The organism is Streptomyces sp. NBC_01003 (genome assembly GCF_045162695.1).
Taxonomy (GTDB): domain Bacteria; phylum Actinomycetota; class Actinomycetes; order Streptomycetales; family Streptomycetaceae; genus Streptomyces.
Window position 1 is genome coordinate 5,828,075 of the sequence record NZ_CP108707.1, and the last position, 12,749, is coordinate 5,840,823.

The 12,749-nt window shown below is 68.3% G+C and carries 9 protein-coding genes, 3 tRNA genes and 2 pseudogenes; 7 read left to right on the top strand and 7 right to left on the bottom strand.

Annotated features, from left to right (window positions below; translation table 11 throughout):
* Positions 1 to 278 precede the first annotated feature (278 nt).
* Positions 279 to 1,646: an FAD-binding oxidoreductase gene (locus tag OG698_RS26720; RefSeq protein WP_406111292.1), complete on the top strand. Its 1,368-nt coding sequence runs from the start codon at positions 279 to 281 to the stop codon at positions 1,644 to 1,646.
* A 9-nt stretch (positions 1,647 to 1,655) separates the two neighbouring features.
* On the opposite strand, the pseudogene OG698_RS26725 reads toward OG698_RS26720, so the two are convergent.
* Together OG698_RS26725 and OG698_RS26730 are read right to left on the bottom strand one after the other, a co-directional pair.
* Positions 1,656 to 1,820 (bottom strand): annotated as a pseudogene (locus OG698_RS26725) (GNAT family N-acetyltransferase); the annotation flags it as partial.
* A 44-nt stretch (positions 1,821 to 1,864) separates the two neighbouring features.
* Positions 1,865 to 2,716 (bottom strand): alpha/beta fold hydrolase, encoded by an 852-nt coding sequence (locus tag OG698_RS26730; protein WP_406105924.1) that lies wholly within the window; start codon positions 2,714 to 2,716, stop codon positions 1,865 to 1,867.
* Between the two features lie 552 nt (positions 2,717 to 3,268).
* On the opposite strand from OG698_RS26730, the gene OG698_RS26735 reads away from it, so the two are divergent.
* On the top strand, positions 3,269 to 4,108 hold the full coding sequence (locus OG698_RS26735) for a DUF1259 domain-containing protein (protein WP_406111294.1): 840 nt from the start codon (positions 3,269 to 3,271) through the stop codon (positions 4,106 to 4,108).
* A 52-nt stretch (positions 4,109 to 4,160) separates the two neighbouring features.
* Here the strand turns inward: OG698_RS26735 and OG698_RS26740 are convergent.
* Positions 4,161 to 4,484, bottom strand: a pseudogene (locus OG698_RS26740) (TetR/AcrR family transcriptional regulator); the annotation flags it as partial.
* Positions 4,485 to 4,611: 127 nt separating this feature from the next.
* On the opposite strand from OG698_RS26740, the gene OG698_RS26745 reads away from it, so the two are divergent.
* Complete coding sequence (locus OG698_RS26745) at positions 4,612 to 5,625, top strand: hypothetical protein (protein ID WP_406105925.1); 1,014 nt, start codon at positions 4,612 to 4,614, stop codon at positions 5,623 to 5,625.
* A gap of 117 nt (positions 5,626 to 5,742) precedes the next feature.
* Here OG698_RS26745 and OG698_RS26750 read toward each other — a convergent pair.
* Positions 5,743 to 5,806 (bottom strand) — tRNA-Ser (locus OG698_RS26750).
* Positions 5,807 to 6,055: 249 nt separating this feature from the next.
* Here OG698_RS26750 and OG698_RS26755 point away from each other — a divergent pair.
* On the top strand, positions 6,056 to 7,066 hold the full coding sequence (locus OG698_RS26755; protein WP_406105926.1) for a zinc-binding dehydrogenase: 1,011 nt from the start codon (positions 6,056 to 6,058) through the stop codon (positions 7,064 to 7,066).
* Between the two features lie 340 nt (positions 7,067 to 7,406).
* Here OG698_RS26755 and OG698_RS26760 read toward each other — a convergent pair whose 3' ends face one another.
* On the bottom strand, positions 7,407 to 7,727 hold the full coding sequence (locus tag OG698_RS26760; protein ID WP_266677195.1) for a GYD domain-containing protein: 321 nt from the start codon (positions 7,725 to 7,727) through the stop codon (positions 7,407 to 7,409).
* Positions 7,728 to 8,006: 279 nt separating this feature from the next.
* A tRNA-OTHER gene (locus OG698_RS26765) sits at positions 8,007 to 8,097 on the bottom strand.
* 513 nt (positions 8,098 to 8,610) lie between these two features.
* On the opposite strand from OG698_RS26765, the gene OG698_RS26770 reads away from it, so the two are divergent.
* The 3 genes from OG698_RS26770 to OG698_RS26780 all read left to right on the top strand — a co-directional run bounded on the left by OG698_RS26770 (position 8,611) and on the right by OG698_RS26780 (position 11,987).
* Positions 8,611 to 9,885 (top strand): ice-binding family protein, encoded by a 1,275-nt coding sequence (locus OG698_RS26770; protein ID WP_406105928.1) that lies wholly within the window; start codon positions 8,611 to 8,613, stop codon positions 9,883 to 9,885.
* Between the two features lie 415 nt (positions 9,886 to 10,300).
* The gene (locus tag OG698_RS26775) at positions 10,301 to 10,852 is read left to right on the top strand and encodes a DUF5819 family protein (protein WP_406105929.1); all 552 of its coding nucleotides are present in this window, start codon (positions 10,301 to 10,303) and stop codon (positions 10,850 to 10,852) included.
* A gap of 97 nt (positions 10,853 to 10,949) precedes the next feature.
* On the top strand, positions 10,950 to 11,987 hold the full coding sequence (locus OG698_RS26780) for an HTTM domain-containing protein (RefSeq protein ID WP_406111296.1): 1,038 nt from the start codon (positions 10,950 to 10,952) through the stop codon (positions 11,985 to 11,987).
* 393 nt (positions 11,988 to 12,380) lie between these two features.
* Here the strand turns inward: OG698_RS26780 and OG698_RS26785 are convergent.
* Positions 12,381 to 12,453: transfer RNA gene (locus OG698_RS26785), tRNA-Arg, on the bottom strand.
* Positions 12,454 to 12,749 lie beyond the last annotated feature (296 nt).

The window sequence follows — 12,749 nt, forward strand, 5'->3', positions numbered from 1 at the left end:
TCATGGTGCTCCGCGATTGCGGGGCCTGCCGGGCGGGCGGATCCTGGAAGTGTCAGCCGGCGCTCGATGAGGTGTGTCGGTGGCTGACGGGGGCCCGCACGCCGGCGCACGAACCGCTCACCGACGCCGCCGAGAGGCGGAAGGACGGGACGGGGGGACAGCGGTCCGCGTAGCGATGCGTCCCGTCGAGGAGCGCCATGAACGACACCGACACGGATATCGATACCGGCACTGGCAGCACCGCCCCGGACCCCGCCGCCACGGACGTCGTCACTCTGATGCGAACTGAGCTGCGTGGCCCGGTGATTGCGCCGGGCGACCCCGAGTACGACGAAGCGCGCAAGATCTACAACGGGATGATCGACCGGCGGCCGGCCGCGATGGTGCGCTGCTCGGACGCGGCGGACGTCATGGCGGCGGTCGACTTCATCCGCGACCACGGACTGGAACTCGCCGTACGCGGCGGCGGCCACAGCGGCGGCGGCCTGTGCCTCGTCGACGACGCGATCACGATCGACCTGTCACCGATGCGCTGGGTGCGTGTCGACCCCGCGCAGAAGACGGCGTGGGTGGGCGGCGGCAGCCAACTCGGCGACCTGGACCACGCGGCGCACGCGTTCGGCCTGGCGATACCCGCCGGAATCCAGTCGACGACCGGCATCGCGGGCCTGACCCTAGGCGGCGGTCACGGTTACCTGACGCGCAAGTACGGCCTGACGATCGACAGCCTCCTCAGCGTGGACATGGTCCTCGCGGACGGCAGCTTCGTCACGGCGAGCGAGACCGAACACTCCGATCTGTTCTGGGCGTTGAGGGGCGGCGGCGGAAACTTCGGCATCGCCACCGCGTTCCGGTTCGAGCTGCATCCGGTGCACACGGTGGGCGTCGCGCTGACGCTGTGGCCGGTCGAGAGGACCCGTGAAGTCCTGGAGTGGTACCGGGAGTTCCTGCCGGAGGCGCCCGAGGACCTGAACGGCTTCTTCGCCGCGCTGACCGTGCCGCCGGGACCGCCGTTCCCCGAGGAGATCCACGGCCGGAAGATGTGCGGGGTGGTGTGGTGCTGGACGGGAGACCTGGCCCGTACGGACGAGGCGATCGCGGCGGCGGCGGAAGTGGGTCCGCCCGCCTTCCAGTTCACGGCACCGATGCCGTACCCGGCCCTCCAGGCGATGTTCGACGAGCTGCTCCCCAAGGGCCTGCAGTGGTACTGGCGCGGCGACTTCTTCGACCGCATCACGGACGAGGCGATCGACGTACACGCCAAGTTCGCCGAGAACCTCCCCACACCGCTGTCGACGATGCACCTCTACCCGGTGAACGCGGCCGCGTCCCGGGTCTCCGAGGACGCGACGGCCTGGGGCTACCGGGAAGCGGTCTGGTCGGGCGTCATCGCGGGCATCGACCCGGACCCGGCGAACGCGGAGGCGGTCAAGCAGTGGGCGAGGGCGTACTGGCACGACCTGCACCCGTATTCGATGGGCGGTTCGTACGTGAACTTCATCGGCGAGGACGAGCATCAGGACCGCGTCCATGCGACGTACCGCCACAACTACGACCGCCTGGCGGAGGTCAAGCGCAAGTACGACCCGAGGAACCTGTTCCACGCCAACCAGAACATCGAACCGGCGGCGGGGGAGGCGGCCTAGGAACTCATCGCGCAGCCGCCCCTCCTCGACGAACCCGAGCCGGCGCTGGTTTGCGAGCGAGGCCTCGTTGCGCGCGAAGACGCGTGCCTCGCACGTGTGAAAGCGCCGCTCGCCGAACATGTGGCGCAGCACCATCACGACGGCCTCGCCGGCGTACCCCGCGCGCCGGTGCTGGCCGGATCTTCCTGGCCGTTTTCCCCGGCGGTTTTTCCTGGCCTTTACGGGCGACCGGCGAGGAAGCCGGCCACCGCGGCGCGGAAGTCGGACGGGGCTTCGACCCACGGAAGGTGTCCGGCGCCGCGCAACACCTTCCGCGACACCTGAGGCAGGGCCTGTTCCAGCGAATCGACCGCCCAGCGCGGCCGGATGTCCTCCGCCCCGTCCACGATCAGCGTCGGGACATCCAGCCTCTCGCAGGCCGCGCGCAGGGCCGGCGTTCCGCATGTGCGCTTGGTCTCGGCGTTGATGGCCGCGTTGGATTCGAAGTTCACGCCGAGCCAGGGTGTGGCCATGTGCTCGGCGTGATCGAGCGCGCGTTCCCGTTCGCTGAAGTCCGCCGACCACTGCAGCACCGAGTACTCACGGTCTTCCGCATCGTCACGCTCCCGGCTCCTCAGCGCTTCCCAACGGCTGAGGTGAGTCCCGAGACCGGCCCGCAGGTTGTGCTTGTACGCCCCGTGCCAGGTGGCACTCGGATCGATTCCGGTGCCGGAGACGTAGACCAACTTGCTTACGCGGTCGGGATGTTCCAGTGCGAAATGCAACGCCAGCTGGGCGCCCCATGAGTGGCCCAGCAGCGCCATCCGGGCCAGCCCGAAATGCCGGCGGACGGCGTCCAGGTCGGCCACGGAGCGAGCCACCGAATACGGTCCGCAGCGCTGTGATCGGCCGCATCCCCGTTGATCCCAGCGATGGACTGTGGCTGTGTCCGACAGCAGGTCGGCCACATCCCCGAAGGTGTCCCACAACCCGGGGCCGCCATGGCAGAACACCACCGGGGCACCCGTACCAACCCGGGTCGCCCAGAGTCGGACCCCGTCTTCCGCCACCACCGTCTCGTCCATGCCCATGCCCATGAGTCTGGCGGAGCCATTTTGTGGTCGGTGCCGAGACGTCGCTGGGTCAGGAGTTCCTCGGGGAACCAGACCTCGTGGCGAGGCTGGTCGAGGACCATGGTCGGCGCGACTGCCGGCAAGCTCGGACGGTGATCGAGTGGGGGAGGGGCCGCCACTCATCGCGAACGCCCCGATGAGTCCTTGCCGCGGCATTCGCCGTGCGATGCCCCACCGATCGGTGGGATTGCTGCATTCCCTGCTGTGCTGCACAGAACAGCCGCCCACGATCCCCGCTCAGGAGCGAGGTCGGGCGGTGTCTGCCAGGTAGCCCAACTGGTGGGACGTAGCTGTGTCGATCAGCGGTCGACACGGTCTTCCTTGCTTCCATTGGGCCAGGAGGCCTATCAAATGAATGACGAGCGACAGCAGGACACCCGCTCCCGACGTACCGCGTCCCGGCGTGGTGTGCTGGCCGCGGTGGCCCTTGCGCCGACATCTGCCGCTGTGCCAGCTCGGGCCCACCCCCTGCCTTTCGGACCTAAGAGACGCGCTCTGGTCCAGCCGGTGATGACCAAGCTGTCGGACTGGGCGGACGTGGGTAAGGCTCTTGGTCGCACCGGTGACATGAGGCGGTTCATGTACCACACGGCCTTTCCGCGCCGAGACCTCAAGGTCTTTTCCCGAGGCGTTCGGATCAAGCCTGCCCTCGCTCTGGGCACGCACGTGTCCTTCGTCCGGTACGCAGACCACGGCACGCTCATGATGGGGGACACCGTCGTCACCGAGCGTGAGCTGCAGCATTTCTGTGACGTCCTGCAAAAGCGGGGAATCATGCTGACCGCCGTCCACAAGCATCTGCTGGCACATGATCCGGATGTCTGGTGGGTTCATCTGCATGCTCACGGCCACGATCCAGTCGCTGTAGCTCGCGGTGTACGCGCGGCATTGGACTCCACAAGTACCCCGTCTGCCGAACCCGTCACCGTCTCGCCGCCCGTCGACCTGGACACTGCCTCGATCGATGCCGCCATGGGCGTCAAGGGGGCTGTCAGCGGCGAGATCTACACGTGCACCTACATCCGCCGCGAGACCATCGCCGACGGCAGTTTGGCCTTGCCTCCGGGGCTGGGCGCCACCACCTCCGTCAACTTTCAGCCGCTCGGCGGCGGAAAGGCCGCGGTCAGCGGCGATCTGGTCATGATCGCCAGCGAGGTCCAGCCCGCCCTCGTGGCCCTGCGGCGCGGCGGGGTCGAACTCGTCGAGGTGCATCACCACCACCTCAATGACGACCCTCACCTGTTCTTCGTCCACTACTGGGCTGTCGGCGATGCCGTCAGGCTCGCCCAGGCCATTCGCCGGGCCGTGGGCGTCACCAACGTTGTACCGATGCCTGGAGTCGCCAGCTAGGAGCGCGTCCCAGCAACAGGACTGTCCAACCAACTGTGCACAGTCCCCCACGGCAGCCCGAGGCGGGGTTGTCCCGGTGCCGGACGGACAAGTACCCGTCGATCAGGGCCTGCTGGGCCTCGACGCGGTCTCCCTCGTGCTCCTCGAGCGTGGTGGCGTGGTGCTCGGCCAGTTCGCCGACCGCGTGGATGACCGCCTCGTCGATCAGAGCCTCCTTGGAGGCGAACTGCTTGTAGAAGCCGCCGTGCGTCAGGCCGGCCGCCTTCATCAGATCCGCGACGCTCACGCCCGTGCCCTGTTCGCGGAACAGCTGCGAGGCCCGCTCCATGACCTGCCGGCGGTTCGCCTGTGCCTGTGCATGTGAGACGCGCCCCATAGGGCAACTCCTTTTTGGATGTCGGCCGACATCTATCGTACGGTCTATTTAGATCACTCACATCATCTATTTTGGGCGCTCCCCTTCCCCTCATCCAAGGGCGCGCCCCCTTCACGGGAGACACTTCATGGCCACTCGCCTCGGCCCGGCCGCCGAAGCCGACCTGACCACCGCCTCCTCGACCGCGCCACCGGTCCGGCTCTGGCTCCAGCCGGCCGTGATCGCCCTGGTCGTCGTGGCGGCCTTCGTCGGCTGCTACGTCGGTCTGCAGCGCAACCCCCAGCCGCACCAGGTGCCGGTGGCTGTCGCCGGGCAGGAGCTTTCGGGCGAGATACGCCAGGTCCTCGGTGACAGCGTCGATGTCCATCCTGTCGCCGACGCCGCCACGGGGCGGGCTGAGCTGGAGCGCCGCGATGTCGTGGCCGCGCTCAGCGGCCGCGCGGACTCCGACCGGTTGCGCCTGGAGGTCGGCGGAGCCAACGGGCAGTCGACGACGACGGCCGTCAAGAGCCTGATCGGCGCCTATGCCCACGGGTCGAGCCAGCGCCTGACCACGGTGGACGTCGTCCCGTTCGCCCGTTTCGACTCCCGTGGACTGGCCGGGTTCTACATGGCGTTCGGCGTCACGCTGGCCGGCTTCGTCCTCGCCCAGAACGCCCTCGGGCTCGCGAACCGTCTGCACCTGCGCCACCGGTTCTGGCTGCTGTCCGGCGTCTCTGTGGCCATCGGCATCGTCGCCACCGTCATCGCCGGACCCATCCTCGGGGCGGTGCCCGCGCCGGTGGTGCCGCTGGCCTTCGGCTTGACCCTGCTTGCCGCGGCAGCCGCGTTCACCACCAAGCTGCTGGGCACCTACCTCGGCCCGGTCGGCGTGCCGGTCGCCACCCTTTTGCTGCTCACGGTCGGCAACTCCACCAGCGGAGCCACCATCGGCCCGGACCTCCTGCCCTCCGCAGCTCGCGCCGTCTCCGCCCTGCTGCCGCCGGGCGCGGCCGTCCGCGCCGTGACCGACCTGAGCTACTTCCACGGCGCGCAGGCGGTGCAGCCATTGGCCACCCTCGCGCTGTGGGCGGTGATCGCCGCGGTCCTGGTGAGCCTGCGCCCCCACCTGAGCCGGCGGCGCACTCGAGTGACCACCTGACCCACGGTCAGGGTGAAGGTCGTGCCACAGGCGGGCCACTGCGGTGCCCGCAGGGTCCTTCTCGAACACCGAAGGGCCGGCCGGGAGAAACCCCTCCTGAGCTGGCCCTCCTCACTGGACCCCCGGCAGGATTCGAACCTGCGACACCCGCTTCAGGAGCGAGGGTTGTGATCACAGGCGTAACCCGCGGACTCCCCGTCTCAGGCTGAGTCGGCCGAACCACCCCTGCGGACCCCGGTTCCCCGTGAGTCCCCGTCCGTTCTGGCACGAGAGTGGCACGACAGAGTGCGGCGCCAGGGATGCCTTACATGGCCCAGAACCTGATCGGCCCATTCGCCTGGACGGTGCACTCAGCGCACATCACCTGCTGCGGGACGTCGGCTGATGCCCCTCCAGGCCTGTCACGTACCCAGCGCGCAGGAGGAGAGCCATGAACCGGCGTGTCGTCTACACACGTGGCGGGTCGCCCGCCGACGTCCTGACCGTCATCGAGGAGCCGGAGCCGGCAGCGCCCGGGCGAGGCCAGGTCCTCATCCGCACCACGGCCTTCCCGGTACACCCAGGTGATCTCCACCCCATCGAGACCTACCCGGGGGAGGCTGTGGAACCGGTGACGCCGGGCATTGAGGCCACCGGCGTGGTGGAGGCGATCGGCCCAGGCACGCGCGTGGCACCGGGTGTCGAGGTCGGCGGCCGCGTGACGGTCTTCCCCCAGCCGGGGTCCTGGTCCCAGTGGTTCGTTGCGGATGCCGAGGCGGTCGTCGCCGTTCCAGAAGGGTTGCCGGACGAGGTCGCTGCACAGATGCTGGCGAACCCGCTCACCGCGGTGATGCTGCGACGCGAGGCGCAGGAGCATGTTGCTTTCGGTTACGACGGCCTTCTGGTGCAGACTGCCGCGGGTTCGTCGGTCGGGCGGCTGGTCACAGGCGTGGCCCAGTTCCACAACTTCGCGCTCATCAACATCGTCCGCAGTGAGCGCGGCGCCGCCGAGCTGCGCAAGCGGTTCCCGGATGTGCCGGTGGTGGCGACGGAACATCCGGGCTGGGCCGACGAGGTCCGCAAGGCGGCCGGAGGCCGTCCGGTGAGTGTGGCCCTCGACCCGATCGGAGGGAAGATGGCGGGCAGCCTTGTGGACCTCCTGGCGCCGGGCGGGAAGCTGGTCAGCTACGGAATGATCGCCGAGGAGCCGATCTCGGTGCCTGCGTCGACGCTGGTGAGTAAGTCCCTGACGCTGCAGGGCAAGAACATCATCAGCGGGTGGCCTTCGGAGGCATCCCCCGAGAAGCGGGCATCCGACATCGCCACCGCGAAGCAGATCGCGCTGGCGCTCACGGACCAGTTCGACGTGGCCGCCACGTACGGCCTCGGCGAGCTGGCGGACGCCGTGGCGCACGCGGTACAGCCTGGCAAGGTCGGCACCGTCCTCGTCCGCCCCTGGTAGCGGCGGCGGAGACCGGTGGAGTCTCCATGACTGAGTCAAGGGGACGGGCGCCGACCATCAGCGAGGACGGCGCCCGTGCCGGCCACAGGCTTTGCGGTCCTACGTCATCCTCATCAGGCCGATCATGGGGGGCTTGTGGGGTTGGCCGACCCGCTCCGGTACTCGACCGACCGTCCGCTGAGGTTCGGTGTCGACCGCCTGTGTCCGCCCGAAGTTGCCGGCGTCCGGCACCGTTGATGTCAGCCGTCGATGTCAGGCGACACTGCCTGGTCGGTTACGGACGGCGGTAGGCGGCACGGTCGGTTCCGGGTACCGGGTACCGAGGCCAAGGGTCCCGGGCTCACGTGCCGGGGGAGCGGAAGGCGACTTGCCGACGGGCGGCCTCGTCGATCTCGTCGAGGGTGAGGAGAGGGGTGGCCCGGGTGTGGAGGGCTCCGCTGGCCTTGACGGTGAGGCTGACGGCGGCCATGGAGACCGGGTCGGGGAAGTCGACGATAAGCACGATGTCGTCCTCCCCGAAGGCGAAGTACATGGCCTCGACCTGCCCGCCGAGGTTGGTGACGACATGGTCGACGGCAGCGCGACGGCTACTCGCGCCTTCCTTGAGCAGGCCCTTGGTGCCCTCGGGCGTGTAGGTGGCCTGGATGAGGAACTTCGGCATAGGGATGCTTCCTGCCCATCGTTTGTCCGGTGTGGAATGGCCTTCCCGCTGTCACATCGGCCGCTACGCGCGGAACGGCTGGGTTCACTCGTTAGAACATGAACTTTTCCGCTGACCGCGGCATCATGAATTGCAGTGGTGGCTCTGTCTGCTGACGGCGGGGTGTCAACCGACGGTCGGTCAAGCAGCGGCGAAGAGACCTTCGCCTTCCCTGCACGGGCTACGCGCCGGATTCCACCGGTTGGGCCGGCACGTGAGAGCGGCGAGCCCCCTTTGTCTGTGCCCCGGCAGGATTCGAACCTGCGACACCCGCTTCAGGAGCGAGGTTGGGCGGTTGCTGGGGTGAGCTGCGGTGACGTGTTCCAGGGCAGCTTCCGGCGAGAGCGCCGGGATTGTCGGTGAGTCTCCGTGGGTCCCCGCTCGTTCTGGCACGGCGGTGGCACGGTTTCAGTCGCCCTGGAACCACAGATAGCTGCCGGGAGTGCCTGCGCACTGAGGTAGTTGTGTCCCGCCGCCCGGTCGGGCCTGAGGGCGCCGGTCATTCCGGCCGACCCGATGGACGGCGCGCGGTTGCTCCGTTCGCACGATCTGATGCGCGCCCCCGGCTCAATGCCGGCTGCGGACCGCGAAGACCGGCGACCATCTGTTGGACCGGCCTGCCAGGGAGTCCTGAGCGGTTCGCCCATCATCGAGCCGGATAAAAAGCAGGGCCATTTGACCCATTAATCATTTATATAGATCGTGTCGAATTCTTCCATTTCGGCGAAACCACCCGGAGAGGCCGCAATTCGGTTGCCTTTCTGCGTAATATGCCAGCCGCAGAATCTTATTCTGCGCGGCTGGGAATCTCCATGATCATTCTCCCCAAGGAGTTGCCCCCTCAATGACGCTGAATATCCCTGACGCGCCTCTTCGGCGCACATTTTCCGTGTGGGTCGCGGCGGTGGCGGCCGTGGTGCTCGCCGCTGCCCTCCTCGCGATGTCGCCGACACGCGCACAGGCTGAAGCCAACCCTGTGGGCCTGGGCACAGCGGCCGATTTCGGAGTTCTGGCCGGCTCCACAGTCACCAACACCGGTTCCACGGTGGTCAACGGTCTCAACGTCGGCGTGAGCCCGGGGACGGCCATCACCGGGTTCTTCCCTCCGACCCCGCCCCCCTCCGGCATTGTGACCCCGCCCGGGGTTCAGCATGCTGGCGATGCCGAGGCGGCCCAAGCCAAGGCCGACCTGACCACGGCGTACAACTCGGCCGCCGGACAGACTTCGCCGGATGAGGTGTACACCGACGATCCCCATGAGTTCGGTGACCAGACGCTGATGCCAGGCCTCTACAAGGCGGACGTCTCCGCCGGGATCACCGGCACACTCACCCTGGACGCCGAGAACAACCCCGCTGCCGTCTGGGTGTTCCAGATCGGTTCGACGCTGACGACGGCAGAGAACAGCACAGTGAGTTTCATCAATGGCGCCTCGCCGTGCAACGTGTACTGGCAGGTCGGCAGCTCGGCCACGCTCGGTACCAACTCCACGTTCGTGGGCACCATCCTGGCCCACACCTCGATCACCGCCACCACGGGGGCGAACATCAACGGCCGACTGCTGGCCGGTGCGGGCCCCAGCGGTAACGGCGCCGTGACGCTGGACTCCAACACGATCGGCCTGTCGGGTTGTGGGTCTGCCACGACGGGTGAGACCACGGGCGCCACGACCGGCGCCACGACGGGTGAGACCACGGGCGCCACGACCGGCGCCACGACGGGTGAGACCACGGGCGCCACGACCGGCGCCACGACGGGTGAGACCACGGGCGCCACGACCGGCGCCACGACGGGTGAGACCACGGGCGCCACGACCGGCGCCACGACGGGTGAGACCACGGGCGCCACGACCGGCACCACGACGGGTGAGACCACCGGCGCCACGACCGGCACCACGACGGGTGAGACCACCGGCACCACGACGGGTGAGACCACGGGCGCCACCACTGGCGAGACCACGGGCACCACCACCGGCGAAACGACCGGTGAGACCACCGGCGAAACGACCGGCGAAACCACAGGCAGCCACGACCACGACTGCAAGCCCGATAAGCACAAGGGGTATGGCGACAGCGGCTATGGCGGCAAGGACGACGGCTACGGCTGTGATGCTGCCTAGCGCGATCGTCGGCGCGGCACGGAGCGAATCCCGCACGACCTGCGGTTCGTGAAGGCGTAGCTGCATCACGTGATGGAACCGTCCGGCGGGGTGCCTGCTCGGGGGCAGCCGCCCGCGTGCGGGAGTAGGACAGGCGGCGCGCGGCGCGGATCGTCAACGATTCCGTCGCGCGCCGCCGGTAAAAGTTCAGGAGAAGCAGGTGAGAGAAGTCGAGACGGACAGGCCGGATGGGCCCGTACAGGGTGGCGTGGCATCAGCGGATGCAGACGAATCGGACCGGACCGAGGCTGAGCCGACTGCACAGAACGGGGGCGGGAGCCCCCTTGCGCTCCAAGGGCCTGCAGAGCCGCCCGTCGCGCTGAAGGCCGGAGTTCGCATCGCCGTGGTCCTGTGTCTGGCGACCGCACTGACGCACGTGCTCCTGGTATTCCTGCAGGTGGCACCACCGAATCCGCTCTCCCGGCAGTACAGCCGGCAGGTCAACGCCTGGGTCTTCCCGTTGTTCGAGCAGAACTGGCAGCTCTTCGCCCCGGACCCGGAGTCGGTCAACCGGCAGATTTCGGCAAGGACCATGCACACCGCCCCCAACGGCACCACCCAGGTCAGCGGCTGGTTCGATCTGACCGCCGTCGACACAGCCGCAGTGAAACACGACCCCTTTCCGAGCCACACAGCGCAGAACATGCTGCGCCGGGCCTGGAATTCCTACCTCAAGACGCACGGCAGCGACGACCACCCGCGCTCGCAACGCGCTCTGATGATCCAGCAGTACCTGCGCAACATCGCAGCGGATCGCGTCGCCGCCCATCGTCACGGCGCATTCGAGTCCATCCAGCTGCGGGTGATCATCCTGCCCATCGCCGGGCCGTCCGCAGCGGGCGGCCCCGGTCCCGGCGCGGCCGCACCAAGGCCCGCCGGCACCCGTTACCTGCCCTGGTGGAAGGTGGCCCGCCATGCAGCAGGCTGAGCAGACATCGACTTCGGCGACATCGCCGTCGCGACCCGGACTCGGCGACGAGCGGGCGAGCGCACGCACGCCGCAGCGAATGCCCGTCCGCATCGGTATGCTCCTCACTCTCCTGCTGGAGCGGCCCATCTCCCTGTACGCTGCGGCGGTTCTGCGCATCGGCTACGGGTTCCTCTACCTCGCCTTCCTGCTACGCGAGTTTCCCCACCGCAACGAGATCTGGGGTCCCGGCTCACCGTGGACGCCGGCACTGGCCAGGCAACTCTTCGACCAGACCGGGTGGGCCAGCATCCTCACGCTGTCCGACAGCCGGGCCTACTTCGACGTCTGTTACGCGGCAGCCCTCGTCACCTCCGCGCTGTTCATGTTGGGCTGGCGGACCAGAGCGGTGTCCGTGCTGTTCGCGGTCGTAGTGACGTCGTTCCACGCCAGGGCGATCTACCTGACGGACGGAGGGGACACCCTCATCCTCCTCGTGGTCCTCTACCTCGTCGTCACCGCATGCGGCCGACGCTGGTCCCTCGACGCGCGCAGGACCCGGCTCCGAGCATCCGCCGGCAAGGCAGTCCGGCTTCCGCTGGACCAGGCATCCGGCGAGCTGCGACGCCACCTCCGCGACGCGCGGCTGACAGTGATCACCGTGCTGCACAACTGCGGCATGCTCGTCATCGCCGCACAGGTCTGCTTCCTCTACGGATCCGCAGGCCTGTACAAGGTTCAGGGCGCCGCCTGGGACAACGGCACCGCTCTCCACTACGCCCTGAACCTCGACGTGTTCCAGCCCTGGCCTGGGCTCTCCGCCATGGCGGACGAACACGACGTACTGCTCGCCATCGCCTGCTACCTGACCGTGCTGTTGCAGGTGGCTTTCCCGTTCGTCCTGTTCGGCAGGCTCAAGTACCCCGTGTTGACGATGCTGTTGGGCATGCACGTGGGTATCGCGGTGTTCCTGGGCCTGCCGCTCTTCTCCGGCGCCATGATCGTCGCGGACGCCGCGTTCCTCCCTGACCGCTTCTACCGGTCTCTGGGACGGCTGTGGCGACGCCCCGTCCGGGGCTCGGGATCCGGAGGAATGGCCGACGCGTCCCGGGCGCCCCGCGCACTGGTACCTGCTCAGAGCGAACGGGCCGGCTGAGGCGCCACCCTCACCCCACTCACCCCCAGCTCCCATCCCGTCCGCTCGGCTTTGCCCGGGTCGATGGTGGACGGGACGGGAGCTCCTCAGCGCAAGCCACGACGGCACCCGCGCACGGCGCCCCCTACGGGCAACATTCACGCCGCGTCCGGTGCGAGCCTGCGAGAGCTGATGACGCGGATGGGTCACAGCACGCCTCGTGCAGCGTTGATCTATCAGCACATGGTCAACGGGCGTGACCGAGAGATCGCTGATCGGCTCGGCTCGATGATCCGCGAGATTCGGGGCGACGCGGAGGCTCAGCGGACCTTCTGGCACGCGTGTGGCACGACCGTGATCATGACGAAGGGCCAGTTCGAGAGGATCAAGCCTCCGAACTGGCCCTTCTGTCGGTGCCCCCGGCAGGATTCGAACCTGCGACACCCGCTTTAGGAGAGCGGTGCTCTATCCCCTGAGCTACGAAGGCGGGGATCTGTCAGAAAACGTGTCCGAAAGTCTGCCGAGGTGGGCGGACTGCTCAGGCGTGCTTGGCGACAGGTCGTGGTGGCAGCCCGTGAGGGCGCAGCCACCGCGGTCAGTGTAGCGGGTGGTGCCTGATCCGAGGGCGGAGAGATGCGCGTACGGGCTCAGGCCGCGGGCGCGTGGGTGATCTTGGCTCGGGGGACGGAGTCGCTCAGCCGGGCGCAGCCGATGTGGATCAGCAGGGACCCTCCTGTGGGGCTGGCGGCGGCCGACGTGGGTGTCCGGCGGGATCTGCCTCAG

Coding starts and splice junctions, on each gene's coding strand:
- OG698_RS26720 (WP_406111292.1), top strand. CDS start 279: ATGCGAACTGAGCTGCGTGGCCCGGTGATTGCGCCGGGCGACCCCGAG.
- OG698_RS26730 (WP_406105924.1), bottom strand. CDS start 2,716: ATGGGCATGGACGAGACGGTGGTGGCGGAAGACGGGGTCCGACTCTGG.
- OG698_RS26735 (WP_406111294.1), top strand. CDS start 3,269: ATGACCAAGCTGTCGGACTGGGCGGACGTGGGTAAGGCTCTTGGTCGC.
- OG698_RS26745 (WP_406105925.1), top strand. CDS start 4,612: ATGGCCACTCGCCTCGGCCCGGCCGCCGAAGCCGACCTGACCACCGCC.
- OG698_RS26755 (WP_406105926.1), top strand. CDS start 6,056: ATGAACCGGCGTGTCGTCTACACACGTGGCGGGTCGCCCGCCGACGTC.
- OG698_RS26760 (WP_266677195.1), bottom strand. CDS start 7,727: ATGCCGAAGTTCCTCATCCAGGCCACCTACACGCCCGAGGGCACCAAG.
- OG698_RS26770 (WP_406105928.1), top strand. CDS start 8,611: ATGACGCTGAATATCCCTGACGCGCCTCTTCGGCGCACATTTTCCGTG.
- OG698_RS26780 (WP_406111296.1), top strand. CDS start 10,950: ATGCTCCTCACTCTCCTGCTGGAGCGGCCCATCTCCCTGTACGCTGCG.